Annotated in this window: 25 protein-coding genes; 10 read left to right on the top strand and 15 right to left on the bottom strand. The window is 69.0% G+C overall.

The genetic code is table 11. The features are described from left to right. Positions 1-19: 19 nt before the first annotated feature. Positions 20-688 (bottom strand): PaaI family thioesterase, encoded by a 669-nt coding sequence (locus ADBZ9K_RS26165; protein ID WP_526625184.1) that lies wholly within the window; start codon positions 686-688, stop codon positions 20-22. Further along, positions 685-1,983, bottom strand: a complete 1,299-nt coding sequence (locus ADBZ9K_RS26160; RefSeq protein WP_526625183.1) for an adenylosuccinate synthase — start codon at positions 1,981-1,983, stop codon at positions 685-687. The genes ADBZ9K_RS26165 and ADBZ9K_RS26160 overlap by 4 nt, the downstream gene beginning before the upstream one ends. 69 nt (positions 1,984-2,052) lie before the next feature. Between ADBZ9K_RS26160 and ADBZ9K_RS26155 the strand changes: the two genes are divergently transcribed. Then, positions 2,053-2,661: a peptidase M50 gene (locus ADBZ9K_RS26155; RefSeq protein ID WP_526625181.1), complete on the top strand. Its 609-nt coding sequence runs from the start codon at positions 2,053-2,055 to the stop codon at positions 2,659-2,661. Positions 2,662-2,736: 75 nt separating this feature from the next. After that, on the top strand, positions 2,737-3,516 hold the full coding sequence (locus ADBZ9K_RS26150) for a site-2 protease family protein (protein WP_526625179.1): 780 nt from the start codon (positions 2,737-2,739) through the stop codon (positions 3,514-3,516). 125 nt (positions 3,517-3,641) lie between these two features. On the opposite strand, the gene ADBZ9K_RS26145 is transcribed toward ADBZ9K_RS26150, so the two are convergent. Then, complete coding sequence (locus ADBZ9K_RS26145; protein ID WP_526625177.1) at positions 3,642-4,298, bottom strand: TetR/AcrR family transcriptional regulator; 657 nt, start codon at positions 4,296-4,298, stop codon at positions 3,642-3,644. A gap of 156 nt (positions 4,299-4,454) precedes the next feature. On the opposite strand from ADBZ9K_RS26145, the gene ADBZ9K_RS26140 reads away from it, so the two are divergent. Beyond that, entirely contained in the window at positions 4,455-5,351 is an 897-nt protein-coding gene (locus tag ADBZ9K_RS26140; RefSeq protein WP_526625175.1) for a cation diffusion facilitator family transporter, read from the top strand. Positions 5,352-5,356: 5 nt separating this feature from the next. Beyond that, positions 5,357-7,132, top strand: a complete 1,776-nt coding sequence (locus ADBZ9K_RS26135; RefSeq protein ID WP_526625173.1) for an FUSC family protein — start codon at positions 5,357-5,359, stop codon at positions 7,130-7,132. 6 nt (positions 7,133-7,138) lie between these two features. Here the strand turns inward: ADBZ9K_RS26135 and ADBZ9K_RS26130 are convergent, their stop codons facing one another. Continuing rightward, the gene (locus tag ADBZ9K_RS26130) at positions 7,139-7,555 is read right to left on the bottom strand and encodes a DUF3151 family protein (RefSeq protein ID WP_526625171.1); all 417 of its coding nucleotides are present in this window, start codon (positions 7,553-7,555) and stop codon (positions 7,139-7,141) included. 93 nt (positions 7,556-7,648) lie between these two features. Between ADBZ9K_RS26130 and ADBZ9K_RS26125 the strand changes: the two genes are divergently transcribed. After that, positions 7,649-8,383 (top strand): Rv0361 family membrane protein, encoded by a 735-nt coding sequence (locus ADBZ9K_RS26125; RefSeq protein ID WP_526625170.1) that lies wholly within the window; start codon positions 7,649-7,651, stop codon positions 8,381-8,383. Positions 8,384-8,480: 97 nt separating this feature from the next. Next, complete coding sequence (locus ADBZ9K_RS26120) at positions 8,481-9,341, top strand: DUF559 domain-containing protein (protein WP_526625169.1); 861 nt, start codon at positions 8,481-8,483, stop codon at positions 9,339-9,341. Positions 9,342-9,375: 34 nt separating this feature from the next. Here ADBZ9K_RS26120 and fbaA read toward each other — a convergent pair whose 3' ends face one another. Then, the gene (gene fbaA, locus ADBZ9K_RS26115) at positions 9,376-10,413 is read right to left on the bottom strand and encodes a class II fructose-bisphosphate aldolase (RefSeq protein ID WP_526625168.1); all 1,038 of its coding nucleotides are present in this window, start codon (positions 10,411-10,413) and stop codon (positions 9,376-9,378) included. A gap of 120 nt (positions 10,414-10,533) precedes the next feature. Between fbaA and ADBZ9K_RS26110 the strand changes: the two genes are divergently transcribed. Both ADBZ9K_RS26110 and ADBZ9K_RS26105 read left to right on the top strand, forming a co-directional pair. Further along, positions 10,534-11,220, top strand: a complete 687-nt coding sequence (locus ADBZ9K_RS26110; protein ID WP_526625166.1) for a VTT domain-containing protein — start codon at positions 10,534-10,536, stop codon at positions 11,218-11,220. A gap of 205 nt (positions 11,221-11,425) precedes the next feature. Then, a complete protein-coding gene (locus tag ADBZ9K_RS26105) occupies positions 11,426-11,671 on the top strand; it encodes a hypothetical protein (RefSeq protein ID WP_526625165.1) in 246 nt (81 codons plus the stop codon). A gap of 76 nt (positions 11,672-11,747) precedes the next feature. On the opposite strand, the gene ADBZ9K_RS26100 is transcribed toward ADBZ9K_RS26105, so the two are convergent. Beyond that, on the bottom strand, positions 11,748-12,461 hold the full coding sequence (locus ADBZ9K_RS26100; RefSeq protein ID WP_526625163.1) for an SDR family NAD(P)-dependent oxidoreductase: 714 nt from the start codon (positions 12,459-12,461) through the stop codon (positions 11,748-11,750). Positions 12,462-12,558: 97 nt separating this feature from the next. Between ADBZ9K_RS26100 and ADBZ9K_RS26095 the strand changes: the two genes are divergently transcribed. Beyond that, positions 12,559-13,161 carry a TetR/AcrR family transcriptional regulator gene (locus ADBZ9K_RS26095; protein WP_526625162.1) on the top strand — a complete coding sequence of 201 codons (603 nt, stop codon included), beginning with the start codon at positions 12,559-12,561 and terminating at the stop codon, positions 13,159-13,161. On the opposite strand, the gene ADBZ9K_RS26090 is transcribed toward ADBZ9K_RS26095, so the two are convergent. From ADBZ9K_RS26090 to ADBZ9K_RS26055, 8 genes are read right to left on the bottom strand one after another with little or no spacing between them, the layout of a single operon-like run. Beyond that, entirely contained in the window at positions 13,162-14,355 is a 1,194-nt protein-coding gene (locus ADBZ9K_RS26090; RefSeq protein ID WP_526625160.1) for a vWA domain-containing protein, read from the bottom strand. Then, complete coding sequence (locus ADBZ9K_RS26085; RefSeq protein WP_526625158.1) at positions 14,352-15,011, bottom strand: SRPBCC family protein; 660 nt, start codon at positions 15,009-15,011, stop codon at positions 14,352-14,354. Before ADBZ9K_RS26085 ends, ADBZ9K_RS26090 begins: the two co-directional genes overlap by 4 nt. 20 nt (positions 15,012-15,031) lie before the next feature. Further along, positions 15,032-15,925, bottom strand: coding sequence for an ATP-binding protein (locus ADBZ9K_RS26080; RefSeq protein ID WP_526625156.1), 894 nt, complete (start codon positions 15,923-15,925; stop codon positions 15,032-15,034). Next, the gene (locus tag ADBZ9K_RS26075; RefSeq protein WP_526625155.1) at positions 15,922-16,794 is read right to left on the bottom strand and encodes an XdhC family protein; all 873 of its coding nucleotides are present in this window, start codon (positions 16,792-16,794) and stop codon (positions 15,922-15,924) included. Before ADBZ9K_RS26075 ends, ADBZ9K_RS26080 begins: the two co-directional genes overlap by 4 nt. A gap of 11 nt (positions 16,795-16,805) precedes the next feature. After that, positions 16,806-19,202, bottom strand: a complete 2,397-nt coding sequence (locus ADBZ9K_RS26070; protein WP_526625643.1) for an aerobic carbon-monoxide dehydrogenase large subunit — start codon at positions 19,200-19,202, stop codon at positions 16,806-16,808. Positions 19,203-19,219: 17 nt separating this feature from the next. Further along, positions 19,220-19,696 carry a (2Fe-2S)-binding protein gene (locus tag ADBZ9K_RS26065; protein ID WP_526625154.1) on the bottom strand — a complete coding sequence of 159 codons (477 nt, stop codon included), beginning with the start codon at positions 19,694-19,696 and terminating at the stop codon, positions 19,220-19,222. Positions 19,697-19,699: 3 nt separating this feature from the next. Then, the gene (locus ADBZ9K_RS26060) at positions 19,700-20,590 is read right to left on the bottom strand and encodes an FAD binding domain-containing protein (protein ID WP_526625153.1); all 891 of its coding nucleotides are present in this window, start codon (positions 20,588-20,590) and stop codon (positions 19,700-19,702) included. 57 nt (positions 20,591-20,647) lie between these two features. Further along, positions 20,648-21,817 (bottom strand): XdhC family protein, encoded by a 1,170-nt coding sequence (locus ADBZ9K_RS26055; protein WP_526625152.1) that lies wholly within the window; start codon positions 21,815-21,817, stop codon positions 20,648-20,650. A gap of 23 nt (positions 21,818-21,840) precedes the next feature. Between ADBZ9K_RS26055 and ADBZ9K_RS26050 the strand changes: the two genes are divergently transcribed. Further along, positions 21,841-22,797 (top strand): LysR family transcriptional regulator, encoded by a 957-nt coding sequence (locus tag ADBZ9K_RS26050; RefSeq protein ID WP_526625150.1) that lies wholly within the window; start codon positions 21,841-21,843, stop codon positions 22,795-22,797. A 67-nt stretch (positions 22,798-22,864) separates the two neighbouring features. Here ADBZ9K_RS26050 and ADBZ9K_RS26045 read toward each other — a convergent pair whose 3' ends face one another. Then, on the bottom strand, positions 22,865-23,695 hold the full coding sequence (locus tag ADBZ9K_RS26045; RefSeq protein WP_526625149.1) for an SDR family oxidoreductase: 831 nt from the start codon (positions 23,693-23,695) through the stop codon (positions 22,865-22,867). Between the last annotated feature and the right edge of the window lie 3 nt (positions 23,696-23,698).

Here is a 23,698-nt window from a genome sequence, read left to right as displayed (position 1 = left end):
CGTCGTCATGGTGACAGACTCAGGGCTGGCCGGGCAGCAGACGCACCATGAGGCCGTTGGCCTCGGCGCACAGCGTGCCGTCCGGCGCGATGAGTTCGGCGTTGACGAAGGCCTTGCGCCCCTCGGCTTCGCGCAACCAGCCCCGCGCCGTCAGGTCGGTGTCGATCGGGGTGACGTTGCGGTAGTCGACATGCAGGAACGCGGTGCGGCTGATCGGGCGCCCGGTGGCATGGATGATCATGCCGAACACCGAGTCGAACAGCAGCGGCAGTACGCCGCCGTGCACGGCGTAGTTGCCGCCGACGTGAAACCTGCTGAACCGGACCGTCACTTCGACGCCATCGGGTTCCATCTTCGCCACCCGGAAGGGCGGCATCAGCAGGCTTCCACCGCCGGGCAGGGCCGGCACCCGGGCCGCGGGGCCAACTCCTTCGCCCGCTTCGTAGGGAGCCAGCAGCTGCACCAGGTCCTCGGCCCGGTCGGCGGCCGCGTCCCAGATGTCAGAGTCGGGGTTGGCCGACACCGCCAGGTCCTGGGCGCGACGCATCGCGACGAGGAAACGGCCGAATCCCGGTCCGGGGTCGGCGGGTTCGAGCTTCGGGAAACCGCCGTGCCGGTCGTAATCGGGGTCGAGCTGATGCGGGTCGCGAGCTATCGGCTCTTCGCTCGAGCGCTCATCGCTACTCATCCGTGAGGTTCGAGGATGTCGCGGCGCACGATGGTCTGCTCCCGGCCCGGACCCACGCCGATGCACGAAACATACGCTCCGGCAAGCTCTTCCACGCGAAGCACGTAGTCGCGTGCCTTGGCGGGCAGCTCGTCGAACTCGCGCGCGGTGGAGATGTCCTCCCACCAGCCGGGCAGTTCCTCGTAGATCGGCTCGGCCCGCGCGATATCGCTCTGGGTCATCGGCATCTCACTGGTGCGCTTGCCGTCCACGGTGTAGCCGACGCACACCGGGACGGTCTCCAGGCTCGACAGCACGTCGAGCTTGGTCAGGAAGTAGTCGGTGATGCCGTTGACCCGGGTGGCGTAGCGGGCGATGACGGCGTCGAACCAGCCGCACCGCCTGGGCCGTCCGGTGGTGACGCCCACCTCGCCGCCGGTCTTGGACAGGTAGGCGCCATTCTCGTCGAACAACTCGGTCGGGAACGGACCCGACCCCACCCGAGTGGTGTAGGCCTTCAAGATGCCGAGCACGGTGGTGATGCGGGTCGGCCCGATCCCCGAGCCGACGGCCGCGCCGCCGGCGGTCGGATTGGACGACGTGACGTAGGGGTAGGTTCCGTGGTCGACGTCGAGCAGCGTGCCCTGGGAGCCCTCCAGCAGCACCGTCTCGCCGGCCTCCAGCGCGGTGTTGAGGATCAGGCGGGTGTCGGCGATGCGGTGCTTGAACCCTTCGGCCTGAGCCAGCAGCGCGTCGAGGACGTCGTCGGGGTCCAGCGCCTTGCGGTTGTAGATCTTGACCAGCACCTGGTTCTTCAGCTCCAGCGAGGCGCCGATCTTGGCGGCCAGCAGGTCGCGGTCCAGGACGTCGGCGGCGCGGATCCCCATCCGGGCGATCTTGTCCTGGTAGCAGGGGCCGATGCCGCGACCGGTGGTGCCGATCTTCTTGCTGCCCATGTAGCGCTCGGTGACCTTGTCGATGGCCACGTGGTAGGGCATCAGCAGGTGGGCATCGGCGGAGATCAGCAGCCGCGAGGTGTCAATGCCGCGCTCCTCCAGGCCCGCCAGCTCGGTGAGCAGCACGCCGGGATCGACGACGACGCCGTTGCCGATCACGTTGGTGACACCGGGGGTGAGGATGCCCGACGGGATCAGGTGGAGTGCGAAATTCTCGCCGTTCGGCAAGACCACGGTGTGGCCGGCGTTGTTACCGCCCTGGTAGCGCACCACCCATTGGACCCGCCCACCGAGTAGGTCGGTGGCCTTACCTTTGCCCTCGTCGCCCCACTGGGCGCCGATGAGGACGATTGCCGGCATGGTGTTTCTCCTGCTTATTGTGGTCCAGCCGGTGACCCACCCTATCGGAGCGCAGCGCGAGGAGTGTCGTTGACCAACACCCAGATCGCCGTGTTGCGTTTCGGGGACCGCCGGCTGGCGCGTTCGCTGGCCTCGTTGCCGTCCTACAACGTCGCCGGCGCCGCCGATATCGACGCCGCCGTGCAGGGGGTTTCCCGGGTGGTCGTGGTGGGTTCCGATGCCGATCTGGCCGCGGTGCTGACCAGGCTGATGCGCACCGAGCGCCTCGATGTCGAGGTCGCCCACGTGCGCGGGCGGCGCGGGGCCCGGCGCGCACGAACCGGTGTGGCACAACGGGTCCCGTTGATCCGTGACGAGTCGGCGACGGTGGTGGTCAGCGCTGCGTACTGGCTTCCGCCGGGTGCGGCGCGGGTGGTGCACGGCGAGGCGGTGGTCGACGACGACGTGCTGTTCGACGGCGCGGTGACCGGCGTGCGGATCGAGCCGACCTCCTCGATGCCGGGCCTGCGGGCAGCGGTGCTGACCGGGCCGATGCGTCCGCGCCGCTGGCTGACCGGCCGGGCGGTGCAGCTGGGCTCGACCGGGGCCCGGGTGGTTCGCGACGGTGTGCCGGCCCCCCGCGAGGTGACGCGCTCGGCGTTCTACCGGCACACCACGGGCTGGTTACGGGTCTCGTGAGAGAAGTACACCCGGGTGCGGGTGAACACCGGGACGATCCCAGGTCACGTAGGTCTTCTCCGGTAGTTTCGTGAGGTGAGTATTCGTCCGCTGCGCCAGTCGGTGCGGCCGAGCCCGGTGTTCCTGGCGATCCTGGCGGTCACCGTACTCGGCGGGGTGCTGGCCTGGCTAGCCGCCGAGACGGTGCGCCCACTGGCCTACGTCGGGGTGTTCGTCTTCGTCATCGCCGGCTGGTTGGTTTCACTGTGCCTGCACGAGTTCGGCCATGCCTATACCGCGTGGCGGTTCGGCGACCACGACGTGGCTGTTCGCGGATATCTGACACTCAACCCGCTGAAGTACTCCAGCCCACTGCTGTCGCTGGGCTTGCCGCTGCTGTTCATCGCCCTGGGCGGTATCGGGCTGCCCGGAGGGGCGGTCTACGTCAACACCGGCTACATGACGCCGCGCCAGCGCACCCTGGTGAGCCTGGCCGGTCCGTCCGCCAACCTGGTGCTGGCCGTTGCGCTGCTGGCAGCGACCCGGCTGTTCTACGACCCCGAGCATGGGGTGTTCTGGTCGGCGATGGCGTTCCTGGGGTTCCTGCAGGTCACCGCGCTGCTGTTGAACCTGCTGCCGATCCCTGGTCTGGACGGGTACGCGGCGCTGGAGCCGCATCTGAGCCCGGAGACGCAACGTGCGGTCGCGCCGGCCAAGCAGTACGGCTTCCTGATCCTGCTGGTCCTGCTGCTGGCCCCGACGCTGAACCAATGGTTCTTCTCGGTGGTCTTCTGGTTCTTCGAACTCTCGGGGGTTCCCGGTGGGCTCGCCTCGATCGGGGGTCAGCTCACCCGGTTCTGGTCGGCCTGGATGTAAACGGAAACCGAGCCGGCGGCGACGCCCCCCTCCACCGTCGCCAGCCGGCTCAGCTTCCATACCCCGGTAGGCATTACCGAACATAACGGCATGTATGCAACTGCGGAAGTGACTTAGGACCCTACTTACCGGGACGTCAAATTCGCCGACGTGGCCAGCCACTCGGCGAGGGCCGGATCCGTCGCGCGACGCAACCCCTCCGTCGCCGACTCCCAGCGCCCTCGCGCCCGGCTCGTGTCGCCGTCGACGAAGCACGGGATCAGAATCCCACGCAGCGTGTCCATCGCGGCGAAGGTGAACTTCACCATCGCCTCGTGCAGATTGCTGGGCACTGCGCCGAGCAATGCGGTGTCGACCGCGCTGCCGGCGATCAGTTCGAACTTGGCGACCTCGCGGGCCAATGCCGGGTCGGTGCGGCCCGCAATCCAAAGTTCAGCCAGCGCAATAAAACCCGGACCAGAGTGGGTCTCCCATAGCAGCCCGAAGAGAACACCGAGCGGGTCACTAGCGGTGGTGAACCCGTGTTGAAACTCGGCCACTACCGTGCCCACCATGTTTGCCGTCATATGGTGGACGGCCGCCACTAGGAGTTCATGCTTGGATCCGAAGTGGTGTATCTGCGCACCCCGGGTCAGGCCTGCCGCCGCGGCGATCCGCGGTGTTGTGGTGCCCGCATAGCCGTACCGAGTCAAGCACTCGACGGTGGCGTCGAGCAGCCTGGCACGGGTTGCAGCACTGCGCTCTTCTTGGCTGCGCCGAGGCTTGGCCGGTGACGACACCACGGGCCGAATCGTACCAAGGGTCGGAATCCGGTGACGTTACATTCCGAACGGCAGGTAAATGCGACAACTTGTCGCCGCCTTCGCCGCCCAGATCGCTCGCCCACAGGCCGCCCACACCCCTTGCGACATATGCATCTTTGTGCATATATTTCGGGCATGGGTTCGGGACACGATCACAGCCACGGCGGGGATGCGCGGGTGAGCCGGATGCTCATCGCGGCGGCGATCCTGACCATCTTCTTCGTCGTCGAGCTGACCACCGCGCTGATGATCGGGTCGATCGCCCTGCTGGCCGACGCCGGCCACATGCTGACCGACCTGGTCGCCATGTTCATGGGGTTGACCGCGGTGCTGCTGGCCCGCCACGGTCCGGCCTCGGCGTCACGCACCTACGGCTGGCACCGCGCCGAGGTCTTCACCGCGGTGGCCAACGCCGTGCTGCTGATCGGGGTGGCCGTCTTCATCCTCTACGAGGCCATCCGCCGCCTCGGCAACGCGCCGGAGGTCCCGGGCGTACCGATGATCGTGGTGGCCGTCGCCGGGCTGATCGCCAACTTCGCGGTGGTGCTGCTGCTGCGCTCGCAGTCCGAACACAGCCTGGCTGTCAAGGGCGCCTACATGGAAGTGGTGGCCGACACCGTCGGCAGCATCGGCGTGCTGATCGCCGGCATCGTGACCGTCACGACGAGCTGGCCCTACGCCGACGTGGTGGTCGCGGTGTTCGTCGCGCTGTGGGTACTGCCCCGGGCCGTCTCACTGGCCCGCGCCGCGCTGCGGATCCTGTCCGAATCGTCCCCGCAACACATCGACGTCGACGAACTACGCGCTGCGCTGGCCGCCCTCGACGGCGTCACCGAGGTCCACGATCTGCATGTGTGGACCTTGGTGCCCGGCAAGGACATGGTTACCGCCCACCTGACCAGCACCGGGGACTCGAACCGGGTCCTCGACGACGCCAGGGCCGTACTCGCCGCCCGCGGGCTGGACCACGCCACCGTTCAGGTCGAACCGCCCGGATGTGCGGGCGACTGCCCCGGTCAGACCGACTGGTGAGCTAGTTGAGCACCCCGCCGCGCTGGCCGATCGGCCTGCGCGCGGCGCTCAGCACCGCGATACCGGTGGTCGCGGGCTGGGCCGCCGGAGCAGTCGGCGCCGGACTGATCGCCAGCCTCGGCGGCTTCACCGCCCGCTTCGGGGGCGATCGCCCCTACGCCAACCGCGGCATCGAGCTGGCCACGGTGGCGGTCTCGCTGGCCGCGGCCGTCGCCCTCGGCGACTGGTCGGCGCAGCTGCCGTGGGCGGGTGTCGCGATGGTGTCGGTGGTCGCGGTGGCGGCGGTGTGGCTGTGCAACGCCCTGGCCGTCGGCCCGCCCGGTGCCTACGTGTTCGTCGTGGCCTGCGCTGCCGGTATCGGCGTTTCGGCAGCCCAGCTGGCACCGGTGACCATCGGGCTGTTGGTGTTGGGCGGCGGCGCGGCGGCTTGGCTGGTGCAGATGGCCGGAGCGCTGGCGGATTTCCGCGGGCCCGAACGCGCCGCGGTCGCCGACGCCGCCGACGCCGTCGCCACCTACATCGAGGTCGCAGACTCGCCGCAGGAACGCGCCGCCCGCCACCGTGCCGCCATAGCGCTGCACAGAGCGTGGCGGGTGCTGGTCAATTACCAGCCGCTGCCGGCACCCGCCGGCGGCGTCCTGCACCGGCTTCGCGGCGCCAACCATGCGCTGCACCTGCTGTTCACCGAAGCCGTCGCCGCCGCCACGGACGGGCGCGGCCCGGATCCGGAGTCCGCCGAACGCGCCCGGCGACTCGGCGCCCTGGAGTTGGAGCCGGAATCCGTCGCCGCCCGGGAACCCGATCGGATCCCGCTGGGCAGCCCACCGGTGTTCACCGTGCTGCGCCGGGCCGTCAGCCCGGGATCGCACATCCGTCACATCATGGCTCGCGTCGCCGTCGGGGTACCACTGGCCGGCGCGGTGGCGATGGCCCTCGGCATCGACCACGCGTACTGGGCGATGGCCGCCGCGGTACTGGTCCTGCATCAAGGCACCGACCGCGACCGCACCCTACGCCGCGGTACCGAACGGCTGCTGGGCACCTGGCTGGGACTCGGCCTGGCCGGGGCGATCCTGCTGCTGCACCCGCAGGGCCTGTGGCTGGCGCCGCTACTGGCGCTGCTGCAGTTCACCATCGAGATGCTGGTAGTCCGCAATTACGCTCTCGCAACGGTTTTCATCACCACGGCGGCATTGACCATCGCGTCGGGGACGCACGCCGTCGACATCGGTCGGCTGCTGCTGGCACGCGGTGTCGACACCTTGATCGGCTGCGCCGTCGCTGTCGCGGTCTATCTGGTGGCCACCCGCCGGCAGGAGGCGACCCGGCTCACCGATGCGATCGCACGCACCCTGGAGGCGGCGGCCGCGGTTCTGCCCCACATCGCGGCTGGCGACACCGCGGGCCTGCCCGCCCGGGCCGCGCGTCGGGACCTGCAGGTCGCGGCGATCGCGCTGATGGAGTCCGACGACGCCGCGCGGGCCGGCTCTGCCCAGCAGCGTTCGACCGCGGATCGGCTGTTGCCTGCGGTGGCCGCGACCGAGCAGGTGGCCTACCGGACCATCGCGGCCTGCTGGACCATCGAGCACCGCGATGACGCCGCCGAGTTTGGCGGGTCCTTGTTCGATGGTCGGCCGGTGGACGACCCGATCGAGCAGCTGCGGGCGCTGGCTGCCGCGGTGCGCGTCGGCCGGGCGCCTGACCAGGACGCGCAGGCGGGTCCGTCGTTCGTGGCCGACGAGGTCGCCCAGCTGCGGCAATCGCTGCTCGACGACCGGTGAGTCGGGTTAGCTCAAGCCCAGCTCAGCGCGCGCGGCCGGATCGCAGTCGTCGAGCAGATCGAGGCAGCGGGCGAACTCCTCGGTCTCGCCGATGGTGTCGGCGGCGCGCGCCAGGGCCGCCACACACCGCAGGAAACCGCGGTTGGGTTCGTGGCGGTAGGGCACCGGCCCGAATCCCTTCCACCCGTTGCGGCGCAGCTGGTCCAGCCCGCGGTGATATCCGGTGCGGGCGTAGGCGTAGGCAGTGATCGCCTTGTCGTCGGCCAGGGCATCCTCGGCCAGGCAGGCCCAGGCGATCGAGGCGGACGGATGGGCCGCGGCCACGATCGCCGGCTGCTCGCCGGCCTCCAGTTCGGCTTCCGCCTCCGGGTCACCAGGCAGCAGGACGGGCTGTGGCCCGAGGAGGTCACCAAACGATGTCATGTGACCTATTGTGCCGGTGGCACCGGCAGCCATTGGTCGGACCCAACGGTTAGGGTCGATAACACCATTACTCGAGGAGGACCGCAGCACCCCATGTCGAACCCCTCCGGGCCTCACCACGACGACGCGACCCCGCCCGTCGTCCCCGATGGCGGCGAGCAGCCGCCACCGGAGACCGACGAGGCCACCGAGGTGATCGGGGCAGCCGACTCGTCGCCCGAACGTCGTTATACCGCACCGGGTTTCGATGCGGGGTCGACGCAGATCATCGACCGCGCACCGGAACCACAGACCGAGATCATCTCCACACCCACCGAGGTGTTCCCGGTGAGCGGCCGAGCACCACGCACCGGCCCGCAGGCCATCCCGCCGCGACCGCCGGCCACCCGCCGGCGCAGCTGGATCCTGGTCGCCGCGGTGATCGCGGTGATCGCCGCGCTGGCCGCGATCGCGATCCTGGCGACCATCCTGCTCACCCGCAACGACTCCGCGACCACGTCGCGGGAGGACATGGTGCGCTCGACGATCCAGAGCTTCGACACCGCCGTACAGACCGGCGACCTGGCAACGCTGCGCAGCATCACGTGTGGCCAAACCCGGGACAGCTACGTCAAGTACGACGACGCCGCCTGGTCGGACACGCACGCACGGGTAGCGGCGGCCGGGCAATACCCGGTGGTGGCCAGCATCGATGAGGTCGTCGTCAACGGCGACCATGCCGAGGCCAATGTCACCTCGTTCATGGCCTTCGACCCCGCCACCCGCTCGACCCGCAGCTTCGACCTGCAGTTCCGCGACAACCAGTGGAAGATCTGCCAGTCGACCTAAGAGCGATTTCGGCGCGCTTTCGTTCGGCTAGCGGCGGTTTGCGCGCCGTAATCGCGGAGTGCGGAACCGTCCGCGCCGCGGCGCACGTCCCATACACGTGCTCAACGATCTCCTGCGCCGCCATGACGGCGTCATCACCTTGGCTCAGGCGAACGACGTCGGCCTCTCCGAGCAAGCGGTACGACGGCGTGTCCGCGCGGGGCACTGGCGGCGGTGCTCGGCGGGGGTCTACTTCGTCGCCGATCGCCAGTTCACTGACGCGGCTCGCGTCCGTGCGGCGGTATGGGGTTACGGACGCTCAGCGTGTGCGAGCGGTCTGGCGGCAGCGTGGTGGCTTGAGCTGACCCGATTCCCGCCCGACCTCATCGAAGTGACGGTGCCGCGCAACAGCCACGGCCGGTGCCACTCCGGATCTCGAGTCCGGCGGCGCAACCTCTCGCGCCTCGACGTCGTCGAACGCCGCGGACTGCGCGTCACTACGCTTCCGCTCACGGCGATCGAGGCGGCGGCACGCCGCGGCGGCGGGCCCAAGCTGATGGACGAAGCTCTGCAGCGCCACACCGAACTCCGCCACCTCTGGGCAGCCCATCTCCGCAACGCGGGCCGATACGGGTCCCCCGCTGCGCGTCGGCTCCTGCAGGCGGCCGACGACGGCACGAAGTCTGCGGCCGAACGATTGTTCACCCGGCTACTGACGTCCTCCGGCGTCTCCGGGTGGAAGGCGAACCAGAAGGTCATCGGTTACGAGGTCGACGTCCTCTTCCGCGCCGCGAAGGTAGTGGTCGAGGTCGACGGATTCGCGTTCCATACCGATCCGGAGGCGTTCGGGCGGGACCGCAGGAAACAGAACGACCTCGTCCTGGCGGGTTACCAGGTGCTGCGCTTCACCTGGCTGGACCTGACCGAGTTTCCCGAACGCGTCCTCGCCCTCGTCCAACGGGCGATTTCGGCGCGCTAACCGCCGCTGAGCGAACGAAAGCGCGCCGAAACCGCTAGCCCGCCGAGACCGAGCGGCCCGCGCTGTGCAGGTCGTTGCACGCCTCGACCACGCGCTCAGACATTCCGGCCTCGGCCTTCTTGAGGTAGCTGCGCGGGTCGTAGACCTTCTTGTTCCCCACTTCTCCGTCGACCTTGAGCACACCGTCGTAGTTGGTGAACATGTGCGCGGCGAGCGGGCGGGTGAACGCGTACTGGGTGTCGGTGTCGACGTTCATCTTCACCACGCCGTACTTCAGCGAGTCCTCGATCTCGGACTTCAGCGAGCCCGAACCACCGTGGAAGACGAAGTCGAACGGCTTGGAGCCCTCCGGCAAGCCCAGCTTCGCCGAGGCCACCCGCTGGCCCTCGGCCAGCACCTCGGGCTTGAGCACCACATTGCCCGGCTTGTAGACGCCGTGCACGTTGCCGAAGGTCGCGGCCAGCAGGTACCTGCCGAGTTCTCCGGCGCCGAGCGCCTCGATGGTCTTCTCGAAGTCTTCGGGGGAGGTGTAGAGCTTCTCGTTGATCTCGGCCTCGACCCCGTCCTCTTCGCCGCCGACGACGCCGATCTCGATCTCCAGGATGATCTTGGCCGCGGCCGCCTGCTTGAGCAGCTCCTGGGCGATCGACAGGTTCTCGTCGATCGGCACCGCCGAGCCGTCCCACATGTGCGACTGGAACAGCGGGTTCTGGCCCTTGGCCACCCGTTCGGCCGAGATGGCCAGCAGCGGGCGGACGTAGGTGTCGAGCTTGTCCTTGGGGCAGTGATCGGTGTGCAGCGCCACCGTGATCGGGTACTTCGCGGCGACGACGTGCGCGAACTCGGCCAGTGCCACCGCGCCGGTGACCATGTCCTTTACTCCCAGACCGGAACCGAACTCGGCGCCGCCGGTCGAGAACTGGATGATGCCGTCGCTGCCGGCGTCGGCGAAGCCCTTGATCGCGGCGTTGATGCTCTCCGAGCCGACGCAGTTGATCGCCGGGAACGCGAACGAGTGCTCTTTGGCACGGCCCAGCATCTCCGCGTAGACCTCGGGGGTGGCGATGGGCATGGCATTCCTCTCGGCAGATCCGGCGTGTCTGCAGAAGTATCTCAAAGAGCGACCGCCACGGCGCCGCCAGCGGGGGCGAGCACAGCAAGTCCAGGACACCGACCGGTATGGTCGGGCCTCATGACGAGCACCAGCCTCGCGCTCATGCCCGATTTCCTCGACCCGGTCACGTTGATCAACCACTTCGGCACCTGGGCACTGGTCGGCTTGCTGGCGGTGGTGTTCATCGAGTCCGGGGTGCTCTTCCCCGTCCTGCCCGGCGACACCCTGCTGTTCGTGGCCGGGATGCTGGCGGCCGGCACCGCCACCACCGAGGCTGGAGCAGCGAACTTCACGCTCTGGCAGCTGCTCGTGTTCATCCCCATTGCCGCCATCCTCGGCGGCCAGGTCGGATACCTCGTCGGCCGCTTCGTCGGCACCGCCATGTTCAAGCCGGACGCCCGCTTCCTCAAGCAGCGCTACCTGGATGAGGCGCATCTGTTCTTCGAGCAGCGTGGCCCCTTTGCGATCGTGCTGGCCCGCTTCGTGCCGATCGTCCGGACGCTGGCCCCCATCGCGGCCGGCGCGGCGCGCATGCGCTACACCACCTTCACGGCGTTCAACGTCGTCGGTGCGATCGCCTGGGGTGTCGGCCTGCCGCTGCTCGGGTACGGTCTGGGCCAGTTCGAGATCGTCCAGAAACTGCTCGAGCCGATCTTCATCCTCATCGCTGTGGCGTCGATCAGCCCGATGATCATCGAGTGGTACAAACGCCGCAAGAACGCCAAGAACGGCGTCGCCGAGACGGCGCCGGAGCCGACGGACTAACGCCGCTTCACCCACTACCGGTCAAGAATTGACACACAGGTCAGCGGCTGTTTTACGCCTTGCTGGAACCTCGTAGCGCCGCGCACTCCGGCGACGCACCAGGAGCGCGCGTCCACCACGCGAAGCTGACTGCCAGGTAACGCACAGCGGTCCTCACAGGAGGCACCGATAGTTTGCGCTGATCGTCAGAAAGGTCACAGCTTTGATGAAGATCATCCTCAGTGGAATCGCCGCCTCGGCCGCCATCGGCCTGGCCGGCATGTTCGGCGGAATGGCCGTTGCCTCCGCCAGCAGCCCCACGGTCACCTTTGCCGTACAGGACGGCGACAGCGGCCACGACGGCGCAGCGGTCGACTCAGACGGCACCCAGGGCAGCTTCAAGGCGGCCACCGACGGCACCGAGTCCGGACCGATCCTGGCCGCGGCGCCGCAGGACAAGGCCGTGCCCTGATCCCACCCGGGATGAGATCGACCCACCCGGGATGAGGTCGTCGATGTCACCCGGGCTGCCGTCCCTCTGAGCGTCGCTACAGGGTGAACGCGCGCGGCGGCCCGGCGAGGCTGGCTTTCGCCTCGATAGCCATCGGGTCGAGGATTTCGGTGTCCCCGCGTTCCAGGCCGTCGAGCGCCAACCGGACGAGATCGGCCGGGTCCTGCACGGCGCCGTCCGGGAATTCGATGCCGTGGCGGGCGGCAAAGTCGAAGAGGGTCTGCGTCCCCACCAGCCCGGGAACGAGCGCAGCTACCTGCGTTGCCTGGGCGGCCAGCTCGATCCGAACGCCGTTGGTCAGCCCCCACTGCGCCGATTTCGCCGCCGCATAGGCCGTGTTCCCGTCGACGGTGTTCCATGCCGCCGCCGAGAGCACGTTGAGGATGGCTCCGCCGCCGTTGCGCGCGAGGATCGGCGCGAACGCCCGGATCATCGCGAGCGTGCCGTAATAGTTCGAATCCATGGTCGACCGGATCGCGTCGAGGTCTCCGGTCACCAGATTGCCGCCGGCGGTGTCGGCAGCGTTGTTGATCAGCACGTCCACATCGGTTGCCAGGGCGGCGATCGCATCGACCGAGGACTGGTCGGTGATGTCGAGCCGGACGACCGTCGCTCCAGGCACGTCCACCAGTTCGGGACGACGCGCCGTCGCGTAAACGCGTGCTCCCCGCTGCAGCAACTCCACGGCGAAGTGGTGTCCGATTCCCCGGTTCGCTCCGGTGACCAGCGCGGTAGCTCCACGTAACTTCATTTGCCCTCCACGGGTCTCGACTTAATATGACCAATCGGTCACGTTCTGCTGAGAGTTCCACAACATGACCAAGCGGTCAACTTGATAGCCTCGTCAGGTGACGCCCCCCGATCGCGTGATCCGTGCGGATGCGGCGCGCAACCGCGCCTTGTTGCTGGCCGCCGCCGAGGAGGAGTTCGCCGAACAGGGCATCACGGCGTCGGTGGCCGATATCGCTCGCCGTGCCGGGGTAGCGAAGGGCACCGTGTTTCGGCATTTCCCGGCGAAAGAGGACCTGATAGCCGCTATCGTCTGCGGGCATATCGCCGTGCTCGCGGAGGCCGCGCGGAGGCTGGCGGACTCCGCGGATGCCGGCGCGGCCCTGCTGGAGTTCCTCACCATCGCCGCCGACCAACGTCAACGACACGATCTGACATTTCTGATGTCGGCCAGCGACGGCGACCTCAGAGTCGCCGAGGCAAGCGATGCCCTGCATGCGAACCTCGAAACGCTGGTGGACCGGGCTCGCACATCGGGCGCCATCCGAGACGACGTGACCGAGGCCGACATCTTCCTGCTGATGTGCGCGCCGATTCACGCCGTCGAAAACCTCACCGCCCCACCGCCGCTGCTCTGGCAGCGGTATCTGGCCATCATCTTCGACGGGTTGCGACCCGACGGCGCGCGTCCGCTGCCCCAGCCGGCGCCCGTGCTGTCCTGACTACAGTGCCGCCAGTACGCCGAACAATTCACCAAGCCCGGCCAGGGAGTGTGCTGGCAGGACGGCATCGCAGTACGGCAGCGCAGCGGCCATCGAACCGGCCAGCGGTTCAAAGCCCGGCGCCGCCGCGCGCGGGTTGAGCCAAATCAGATGTGCGGCACGGCGTTTGAGTCGGGCCAGCGCATGATCGAGGACTTCCGGAGGGTCACTGTCCCAGCCGTCGGAGGCGACGATCACCACCGCACCCCGCAGTGCGTTGCCGTGCGGTGGCGCGAGGAGCTCGGCGACCGAGCGGCCCAGATGGGTGCCGCCGTAGCGATCGGTGACCTTGGCGTTGGCCCGTGCCAGCGCGGTCTCCGGGGACCGGTGTGCCATGACCGAGGTCAGCCTGGTCAAGGTTGTCGAGAATGCGAACACCTCGGGACGAAAGCCCGCCCGCCGCACCGCCGCAACGCGCATCAGATGCAGATAGATCCCCGCATACGGTTGCATCGAGCGGCTGACGTCGCAGACCAGCACCAGGGGGCGGGGGCGCCGGCGCGGCCGGGTCCGGGCCAGGACCAACGGTTCCCACCCGGTTGTGCGGCAGGCCCGGATGGTGGCGCGCAGGTCGATGCGCTTGCCGTGCCGGTCGGATTCACTGCGCATGCTGCGGCGCGTCGGCCAGCGGGCGGCCATCTGCTCCAACCAGTTTCCGATCAACCGGAGGTCGGCGTCGTCGAACTCCTCGAACGGATCCTCGGCGCGGGCAACGATCCGGCTGGGCAGGGTGTCGGGAATCGGGGCGGCCTGTGCCACCGGGTCGGCGGCCCGCAGTGCCGGCGGCCGGGTGATCCACGGCAGCCCTTCGGTGTCCGGGCCGCCGCCCGCCCGGCGTCCGGCCGCCGGGACGGGACTGGCCGCGACAGCGCGCTGCGCCCGCATCGCCACCGGGTCGACCGGCAGGGCGGCGTCGGCGAACACCGCCCCGAAGACTGCGTCGAAGGCCGGCAGATCCTCGGCGCGGTTGACCAGGGACAGCCGCGCGGCCCAGTACAGCTGGGTGCGCGAGGTCGGCACCAGCTCGCGCATCGCGGCGACGAGGACCGCCGGCCCGCTGGCCGACACCGTGAGGCCGCCGGCGCGCAGGCGGGCGACCAGCGCGGCCGCGAAGGCGGCCAGGTCTACCCCGCGCAGCAGCGCCGGTGCGCTCACTCGGTGTGCCGCCGCCGGAAGATCAGGATGAGGATCACCAGCACCAGGGCGGCGACACCCGCCGCGGCGTACTTGGTGACCGCCGTGCCACCGGCCAGCTGCAGCAGGTCGATCGGCTCCGGCTCGGGCGCGGGGACGGGCTTGGGTGCGACCGCGGCGGGACTCGGTTCGGCCGCCGGGGTTTCCGGCTCGGCAGACCCGGCCGGTTGCTTGCCGCCGGCCAGCTTGGCCTCCAGCGCGTCAACGAACTGCCCGAGCAGCTTTTCCGAGACCTGTTGGAGCATGCTGCTGCCGAACTGGGCCAGCTTGCCGACCACCTTCAGGTCGGTGTCGACGGTGACGCGGGTCCGATCGCCGGCCTCGTGCAGTTGCAGGGTGACCACGGCCGCGGCGTTGCCGGTGCCCCGCGCCTCCTTACCCCGGCCGTCGATGAGGGCGCGGTGCTGCGCCTGGTCTCGTTCCAGGAAGTGCGCCTTGCCGCTGAACTCACTGGTGACCGGGCCGACCTTGAGTTTGACCTTGCCGAGGAAATCCTCGCCGTCGTGACCGGTCAGCTGCGCACCCGGCATCAGCGGGACCACCTGTTCCATATCGGTCAGCACCTCCCAGGCCTGGTCGATCGGGACGCTGACGGTGAATTCGTTGGCGATCTTCATGGGTTCTCCTCTATCCGGCTCTATCCGGTGGCCAGTTCGGTGCGGTAGTGCAGGAACTCCTCGCGCAGTTCCACGCTGTCGTCGGGGGTCTTGGCCAGTGCGCTCAGCCCCGCCAGGGCCGCGGGGTCGACCAGTTCGCCCACTCCGAGCGCGACCAGCGCGGCGACCCAGTCGATGGTTTCGGCGACGCCGGGCGGCTTATCCATATCCAATTCCCTTACCCGGCTGACGAACTGGGTGGCGTGCTCGATCAGCGGGGCCGTCGCGCCGGGCACACTGCGCCGCACGATCGCCGCCGCCCGGGCCGGCTCCGGGTAGTCGATCCAGTGGTAGAGGCAGCGCCGCCGCAGCGCGTCATGCAGGTCGCGGCTGCGGTTGGACGTCAGCACCGTCACCGGGGGCAGCGCGGCCACGAAGGTGCCCAGTTCGGGCACGGTGACGGCCGATTCGCCGAGGAACTCCAGCAGCAGCGCCTCGAATTCGTCGTCGGCGCGGTCGATCTCGTCGATGAGCAGTACCGGTGGGGTGGGCCCGCGGTGGCGCACACAGGCCAGGATGGGCCGCTCGACCAGGTAGGCCTCGCTGTAGAGATCCGCCTCCGCGATCGCCGTCGGCTGGCCCCGGCTACCGCTTTCGGCCAGCCGGATGGCCAGCAGCTGCCGCTGATAGTTCCAGTCGTAGAGCGCCTCGGCGGCGGTTAGGCCTTCGTAGCACTGCAGCCGGATCAGTGATGTGTTCTGCACCGCGGCAAGGGTTTTCGCCGCAGTGGTCTTGCCGACGCCGGGCTCGCCTTCCAGCAGCAGCGGACGCTGCAAGGTGGCGGCGAGGTAAAACGCCGAGGCGGTGCCGACGTCGAGCAGATATCCGTGCTCGTCGAATCGGCGGATGACGTCGGAGACGTCGGTGAATGTCACGGAGCCAGCTCAAAGCGGCTCCGGCAACCGGGGCAGCAGAACCAGTAGTCGTGGTCGCCGACCCGGACATGCGGGGTGTCGCCGCCCACCGGGACGGTCATCCCGCAGACCGGGTCCACCGCGGTGTCCAGCGTGTGCGTCTCGGGTTGCGGAGCCACCGGCACACCGTGGCGGCGGATTCCGGCGATCACCTCCGCGGCGATGGACACCGCGATCTCGGCGGGCGTCTTGGCCCCGATCGGCAGGCCGACCGGGGTGTGGATCCGGGCTCGCTGCTGCTCGTCGAGGTCCAGTGCGTCGAGCACCGAGGCGCCGCGCACCCGGCTGGCCACCAGCCCGACGTAGCCGACGCCGGCATCCAGTGCGGCACGGACCATCTCGGCCTCGGCACCGCCGTGGGTGGCGATCACCACCGCGGTTGCCCCGTCGAATGCGCCCTCCCCGTCGCGGCGGACCTGGTACCCAAGCAGGTCACATACCCGGGCCAGCTCGTCCGCGATCGGCGTGGTGCCGCAGATCCGCACCAGCGGCGCTGGATACCGGGGTGCCAGAAAGATCTCCAGCGCGCCGCCGGACAGACACTGGTTGACGACGACGGCGGCGCCGGGCGAGTCGGGGAAGTGAACGTCACCGTCGGGCAGCACCCGCAGCAGCACGCTCTCGCCGGCCTGCAGCGCGCCCAGCGCCGCCTTGCGCACCGAGTTCTGGGCGCACTGCCCGCCGACGAACCCTTCGATGGTGCCGTCGGCGAGCAGGATCGCCTCGTCGCCGGCGCGCGCCGAGGTCGGCGGCTGGGCACGCACGACGGTGGCGTGCACGAACGGCGTGCGTTCGTCCAGCAGCTGCTCGGCCCGCTCGGTGAGCTTCATCGTCGCCCGCGCTAGATCGGCGGAGTGGCGCGGCCCTGCATGGCCTCCCACACCCGCGACGGGGTCAGCGGCATGTCGGCGTGCCGAACACCGAACGGGGCCAACGCATCCACCACGGCGTTGACCACAGCCGGCGGCGAGCCGACGGTGGCCGACTCCCCCACCCCCTTGGCGCCGATCGGGTGATGCGGCGACGGTGTCACGGTGTGGCCGGTCTCCAGGTGCGGCACCTCGACGGCAGTCGGGATCAGGTAGTCCATCAGCGAGCCACCTAGGCAGTTGCCGTCGGAGTCGAAGGCGATCATCTCCATCAGCGCCATCCCGATGCCGTCGACGATGCCGCCGTGCACCTGGCCCTCGATGATCATCGGATTGATCCGGGTGCCGCAGTCGTCGACGGCCAGGAACCGGCGCACCTTGACCACCGCGGTGCCGGGATCTATGTCGACCACGCAGAAATAGGCGCCGTACGGATAGGTCAGGTTCTCCGGGTTGTAGCAGACCTCCGCGTCCAGACCGCCCTCGATGCCCTCGGGCAGATCACCGGCGCCGTGCGCGCGCATGGCAATGTCGGCGATGGTCACCGACGCCGACGGGTCACCCTTAACGTGGAAGGAACCCTTCTCCCATTCCAGGTCGGCCACCGAGGCCTCCAGCATCCCGGAGGCGATGATCCTGGCCTTGTCGCGAATCTTGCGCGCCACCAACGCCGCTGCCGCACCCGAGACGGGTGTCGAGCGGCTGCCGTAGGTGCCCAGACCGAACGGGGTCTGGTCGGTGTCGCCGTGGACCACGTCGATGTCCTCGGGCGGGATGCCGAGTTCCTCGGCGACGATCTGGGCGAAGGTCGTCTCATGGCCCTGCCCCTGGGTCTGCACCGAAAGCCGCAGCACCGCTTTGCCGGTCGGGTGGATCCGCAGCTCGCAACCGTCGGCCATGCCCAGGCCGAGGATGTCCATGTCCTTGCGCGGCCCGGCGCCGACGGCCTCGGTGAAGAAGGACATGCCGATGCCCATCAGCTCCCCGCGCCTACGCTTCTCGGCCTGTTCTTCGCGCAATTGCTCGTAGCCAATCATGTCCATCGCCAGCCGCATGGTGGCCTCGTAGTCGCCGGAGTCGTACACCCAGCCGGTCTTGGACGTGTACGGAAACTGCTCGGCGCGCAACAGGTTTGCCAACCGCAGCTGCGCTGGGTCCATCTTCAGCTGGTGGGCCAGGCAGTCGACCAGTCGCTCGACGAAGTAGACCGCCTCGGTGATGCGGAACGAGCAGGCGTAGGCCACTCCGCCGGGCGCCTTGTTGGTGTAGACGGCGGTCATGTGGCAGTACGCGGCCTCGATGTCGTAGCTGCCGGTGAACACCCCGTAGAAGCCGGCCGGGTACTTCACCGGTGCGGCAACGCCGTTGAAGGCGCCGTGGTCGGCGAGCACGGTGGAGCGGATCGCCAGGATCTTGCCCTCGCTGGTGGCGGCGATCTCGCCGACCATGATGTAGTCGCGGGCGAACCCCGTCGAGGTCAGGTTCTCGCTGCGGTCCTCCATCCACTTGACCGGCTTGCCCAGCAGCAGCGAGCCGACGATGGCACACACGTACCCCGGGTAGATCGGCACCTTGTTGCCGAACCCCCCGCCGATGTCGGGGGCGATGATGCGGATCTTGTGCTCGGGTAGGCCAGCCACCAACGCATACAGGGTGCGGTGGGCATGCGGCGCCTGGGTGGTCGACCACAGGGTCAGCTTGCCCGTCACCGGGTCCAGATCCGCCACCGCGCCGCAGGTCTCCATCGGCGCGGGATGCACACGGGGATAGACGATCTCCTGTTTGACCACGACGTCGGCCCGGGCGAACACCGCTTCGGTGGCGGCGGCGTCACCGGTCTCCCAGTCGAAGCAGTGGTTGTCGGTCTTGCCGTCCAGGTCGGTGCGGATCACCGGGGCCGACGGGTCCAGCGCCGTGCGGACGTCGATCACCGGATCCAGCGGGCCGTAGTCGACGTCGATGAGCTCCAGGGCATCTCGCGCCGAATAGCGGTCCTCGGCGACGACGAACGCCACCTCCTGCCCCTGGAAGCGCACCTTGTCGGTGGCCAGCACGGCCTGCACGTCATTGGACAGCGTGGGCATCCACGCCAGCCCCTTCTCGGCCAGGTCTGCGCCGGTGACCACGGCCTTGACCTTGGGATGGGCCTGAGCGGCGGTGATGTCGATGCTGTTGATCGTGGCGTGCGCGTAGGGCGAACGCAGGATCGCCAGGTGCAGCATGCCGGGCAGTTGCACGTCGTCGACGTAGTTGCCGCGCCCGCGGATGAACCGGGGATCCTCCTTGCGGAGCATCCGGCCGTAGCCACAGGGCTTTTGGTCGTTGTCGGCGGTGTCCTCGGGCCGGCGGTGGACTTCCCGGGCGAGCAGCCGGGATTCGGCCGGGGTCACGCTTGCACTCCCTCGGTCGCATGCGTGGCGGCCCACTGGATGGAACGCACGATCGTGGTGTAGCCGGTGCAACGGCAGATCTGGCCGGAGATGGCCTCGCGGATCTCATCCTCGGTGGGATCGGGGTTGTGGTCGAGCAGCGCCCGTGCGGTGATCATCATGCCCGGCGTGCAGAACCCGCACTGCAGGCCGTGGCACTGCATGAAGCCCTCCTGCACCGGGTCCAGCGTGCCGTCGACGGCCAGACCCTCGACGGTGCGGATGTCGTGGCCGGAGGCCATTGCCGCGAGCATGGTGCAGGACTTGACCGGGTCGCCGTCCACCGCGACCACGCAGGTGCCGCAGTTGGATGTGTCGCAACCCCAATGGGTTCCGGTCAGCCGCAGCTGGTCGCGCAGGAAGTGCACCAGCAGCATGCGGGGTTCGATGTCGGCGCTGACCTGCTCACCGTTGACGGTCATGGTGACATGCATCAGTCAATTGCCCTTCGGTTCGGGGATGCCGCGCACCCGCTCGACGGCGCTGCGCAGGGTTCGGATGGTCAGCTCGCCGGCCAGGTGGCGTTTGTAGTCGGCCGTGCCACGCTGGTCGGTGACCGGTTCGCAGGCCTGCGCGGCCAGCCGCCCCGCCTCGGCGAACGTCTCCTCGGTGGCCGGGGCACCGAGGAGGGCCTCGCGGACGGCGGCGAGTCCGTCGCGGTCGGCATTGACGGCGGTGAGTCCGACCCGCGCGGCGACGATCCGGTCGCCGTCGAGGGTCACCGCCGCGCCGGCAGCGGTGACCGCCCAATCACCCACCCGTCGCTCGACCTTGGCATAGGCGCTGGAGCTGTTGTGCCGCAACGGTATCCGAACCTCAGTGAGGATCTCGTTGTGGGTCAGGGCGGTCTCGTAGGGGCCGAGGATGAAGTCGTCGATGTCGATCTCGCGCTGGCCGGACGGGCCGCGGGCCACCACCACCGCGTCGAGGATCTCGCAGACCGTGGACAGGTCCTCGGCGGGATCGGCCTGGCACAACGACCCGCCGACGGTGCCGCGATTGCGCACCACCGGGTCGGCGATCACCCGCTCGGCGTCGGCGAAGATCGGGCAGACCTGCGCCAGTGCGGCATCGTCGAGCACCTCCCGGTGCCGGGTCATCGCCCCGAGCCGCGCCAGCGTTGGCTCGACCGTGAGATAGCCCAGCTCGCCGGCCAGGTCGTTGATGTCGATCAGGTATTCGGGGTTGGCGATGCGCAGCTTCATCATCGGCAGCAGGCTGTGGCCGCCGGCGACGACGAACGCCCCCTCCCCCAGTCGGTCCAGCAGACCCACGGCGTGGTCGAGGCTGGTGGCGCGTTCATATTCGAAGGGACCGGGCACTTGCATGTGATGGACCTCACATCGGTAGCGGGCCCCAAGTCTGCGTCCGGCGTTTCGAGATCGTCAATAGCGACTTAAGCGATCGCTTAACTCCCCTGGCGGGGAAGGGCTAGCGTCGGCATCGTGGTGAATCCGGCCGCCGGTTTCCGACAGGGGCCGGCCGCGGCCGCCCCAACGGTGGGCGATGATCTCCGCGGCGATCGACACCGCGGTCTCCTCCGGGGTGCGCGCCCCGAGGTCGAGTCCGATCGGGCTGGACAGCCGAGCCAGTTCGGCGTCGGTGAGACCCGCCTCGCGCAGCCGGGACACCCGGTCGTCGTGGGTGCGCCGCGACCCCATCGCCCCGACGTAGCCGACGTCGAGACGCAGCGCCACCTCCAGCAGTGGCACGTCGAACTTGGCGTCGTGGGTGAGCACGCAGATGACCGTGCGGGTGTCGATGGTCCCGGCCTTGGCCTGGGCGGCCAGGTACCGGTGCGGCCAGTCGACGACCACCTCGTCGGCGGTCGGGAACCGCGCCGGGGTCGCGAACACGCCGCGGGCGTCGCACACGGTGACCCGATAGCCGAGGAAGGTGCCCTGCTGGGCCACCGCGGCAGCGAAGTCGATGGCGCCGAAAACCAGCATCCGCGGCCGCGGCGCGTGGCTGGCGACGAACACCTCCATGCCCTCGCCGCGGCGCTGCCCGTCGGGCCCGTAGGTGATGACCTCGCTGCGACCGGCCGCCAGCAGGCCACGGGCGTCATCGGTCACCGCGGCGTCGGCGCGTCCGGACCCCAGCGTGCCCGCGGCGGTCTCCGGCTCGATGACCAGCCGAAGGCCCACCCGATCGGGGTCGGGGTGGGTGATGACGGTGGCCACGGCGACCGGACGGTGGCCGGTGATCGCGTCGACGACCTGGTCAAGATGCGGAAAGCTTCGCGGCGAGACGGATTCGACGAAGATGTCCAGGACGCCGCCGCAGGTGAGGCCGACGGCGAAGGCGTCGTCGTCGCTGACCCCGTACCGCTCCAGCCGCGGCACCCCGGTCGCAACGACTTCAGTGGCCGACTCGTAGACCGCGCCTTCGACGCAGCCGCCCGACACCGAGCCGCTGACCGACCCGTCGGGCGCGACCACCATGGCCGCGCCCGGCTGGCGCGGTGCCGAGGAGAAGGTGCGCACCACGGTGCCGACACCGGCGGTTCCGCCGGCCCGCCAGATCGCGGCCAGTTCGGCCAAGACGTCCTGCACATCATCAAACGTAGGCTGATTTCGTGACACCGGCGCAACTTCGAGCCTTCTCGGCCGTGGTCCGGCTGGGCTCCGTGCGGGCCGCGGCCGAGGAACTGGGCGTCTCCGACGCCGGTATCTCGATGCATGTGGCGCAGCTGCGCAAGGAACTCGACGACCCGTTGTTCAGCCGGACCGCCGCCGGGTTGGCGTTCACGCCGGGCGGCCTGCGGCTGGCCAGCCGGGCCATCGAGATTCTGGGCCTGCAGCAGCAGACCGCCATCGAGGTGACCGAGGCCGCGCACGGCAGGCGGCTGCTGCGGATCGCCGCCTCCAGCGCGTTCGCCGAGCACGCCGCACCCGGGCTGATCGAGCTGTTCTCCTCGCGCGCCGACGACCTGTCGGTCGAGCTGAGCGTGCACCCCACCAGCCGGTTCGGCGACCTGATCGAGTCGCGTGCCGTCGATATCGCGCTGGGACCGGCCGCGGCCGGTGCGGGCGGCGCCATCACCGTGCGGCCATTCCTGAAGTACCAGATCATCACCGTGGCCTCCCCCGGCAGCCCGCTGGTCACCGGCACACCGACCCCGGCGTTGCTGCGCGAGCAGCACTGGATGCTGGGCCCGTCGGCCGGTGGCGTAGGCGGTGAAATCGCCACGGTGCTGCGATCTTTGGCGATACCGGAGGCCAACCAGCGGATCTTCCAGAGCGATGCCGCCGCGTTGGAGGAGGTCCAGCGGGTGGGCGGTGTCTCACTGGCGGTCGGCTTCGCCGTCGGTAAGGATCTGTCCGCCGGGCGCCTGGTGCACGTCAAGGGCCAGAACCTGCAGCTGTCCGGCGAATGGTGCGCCTCGACATTGCCGCCCGCGGCGCGTCAGCCAGCGGTGACCGAGCTGCTGAACTTCATCACCACTCCCCGCTGCACCCAGGCCATGATCCGCGGCACCGGGGTCGGGGTGACCCGGTTTCGCCCCAAGGTTCATGTGACGCTGTGGAGTTGACGCCGAGATCGACGTAATGGCGCGATCTACTCGCACTTTCGCGCCCATACGTTGGTTTGGGCGGAGATTACCTGGGGAAGTTCACGTCCTTGGTGACGGCTTCCCACTCGTCGATCGACGCCGACAACGCCGCGATCTTGTCCCGGACCGCTTTGAGGACGTCACGACCGAGCAGCAGGCGCAGCGGCGGCTCATCGAGGCCGGCGACCATCACCACCGCCTCGGCCACCTTGCGCGGATCCCCGGGCAGGTGGTCGGCGAACTCCTTGATCAGCGACTTACGGGTGCCGACACTGTCGTCGTAATCACCGATCGGAGTGGACGATTCCCACATCGAGCGTTTGGCCCAATCGGTGCGGAAGGCGCCGGGCTCAATGGCCGTCACCTTGATCCCCAGCGGTTTGACTTCCTGGGCGAGCGCCTCGGTGAGCGCTTCGAGCGCGAACTTCGTCGACGAGTAGTACGCGTTCGGCGGGTTGGCCACCAGTCCCGTCATCGACGAGATGTTGATGATGTGCCCGGCCCCCCGCTCCCGCATCGCCGGCAGCACCGCCTTGATGGTGTCGACCACACCGAAGTAGTTGGTGTCGAACAGGAGTCGGACCTTCTCGTCCTCCCCTTCCTCGACCGCCGACAGGTAGCCGTTGCCGGCGTTGTTGACCAGCACGTCCACCCCGCCGAACGTGGCATCGGCGGCGGCCACCGCGTCGGCGATCAGGCCCTTGTCGGTCACATCCAACGCCACGGCCAGGGCACGATCACCGAACTCGTCGACCAGATCCTGCACCGACTCGATCCGCCGAGCCGTCACCACCACATTGTGTCCGGATTCCAATGCAGCCCGCGCGATCTCGCGCCCGATGCCGGTGGAGCATCCGGTAACCAGCCAGCAACCCATGTC

Source organism: Mycobacterium sp., assembly GCF_965229265.1.
In the GTDB taxonomy this organism is placed as follows: Bacteria; Actinomycetota; Actinomycetes; order Mycobacteriales; family Mycobacteriaceae; genus Mycobacterium.
The sequence above is the reverse complement of the archived record's forward strand: the minus strand, read 5'-3'. Positions and strand labels throughout refer to the sequence as shown.

Coding starts and splice junctions, on each gene's coding strand:
- ADBZ9K_RS26160 (WP_526625183.1), bottom strand. CDS start 1,983: ATGCCGGCAATCGTCCTCATCGGCGCCCAGTGGGGCGACGAGGGCAAA.
- ADBZ9K_RS26130 (WP_526625171.1), bottom strand. CDS start 7,555: ATGACATCGTTTGGTGACCTCCTCGGGCCACAGCCCGTCCTGCTGCCT.
- ADBZ9K_RS26165 (WP_526625184.1), bottom strand. CDS start 688: ATGAGTAGCGATGAGCGCTCGAGCGAAGAGCCGATAGCTCGCGACCCG.
- fbaA (WP_526625168.1), bottom strand. CDS start 10,413: ATGCCCATCGCCACCCCCGAGGTCTACGCGGAGATGCTGGGCCGTGCC.
- ADBZ9K_RS26075 (WP_526625155.1), bottom strand. CDS start 16,794: ATGAAGCTCACCGAGCGGGCCGAGCAGCTGCTGGACGAACGCACGCCG.
- ADBZ9K_RS26110 (WP_526625166.1), top strand. CDS start 10,534: ATGACGAGCACCAGCCTCGCGCTCATGCCCGATTTCCTCGACCCGGTC.
- ADBZ9K_RS26085 (WP_526625158.1), bottom strand. CDS start 15,011: ATGAAGATCGCCAACGAATTCACCGTCAGCGTCCCGATCGACCAGGCC.
- ADBZ9K_RS26105 (WP_526625165.1), top strand. CDS start 11,426: ATGAAGATCATCCTCAGTGGAATCGCCGCCTCGGCCGCCATCGGCCTG.
- ADBZ9K_RS26100 (WP_526625163.1), bottom strand. CDS start 12,461: ATGAAGTTACGTGGAGCTACCGCGCTGGTCACCGGAGCGAACCGGGGA.
- ADBZ9K_RS26060 (WP_526625153.1), bottom strand. CDS start 20,590: ATGCAAGTGCCCGGTCCCTTCGAATATGAACGCGCCACCAGCCTCGAC.
- ADBZ9K_RS26065 (WP_526625154.1), bottom strand. CDS start 19,696: ATGCATGTCACCATGACCGTCAACGGTGAGCAGGTCAGCGCCGACATC.
- ADBZ9K_RS26140 (WP_526625175.1), top strand. CDS start 4,455: ATGGGTTCGGGACACGATCACAGCCACGGCGGGGATGCGCGGGTGAGC.
- ADBZ9K_RS26125 (WP_526625170.1), top strand. CDS start 7,649: ATGTCGAACCCCTCCGGGCCTCACCACGACGACGCGACCCCGCCCGTC.
- ADBZ9K_RS26045 (WP_526625149.1), bottom strand. CDS start 23,695: ATGGGTTGCTGGCTGGTTACCGGATGCTCCACCGGCATCGGGCGCGAG.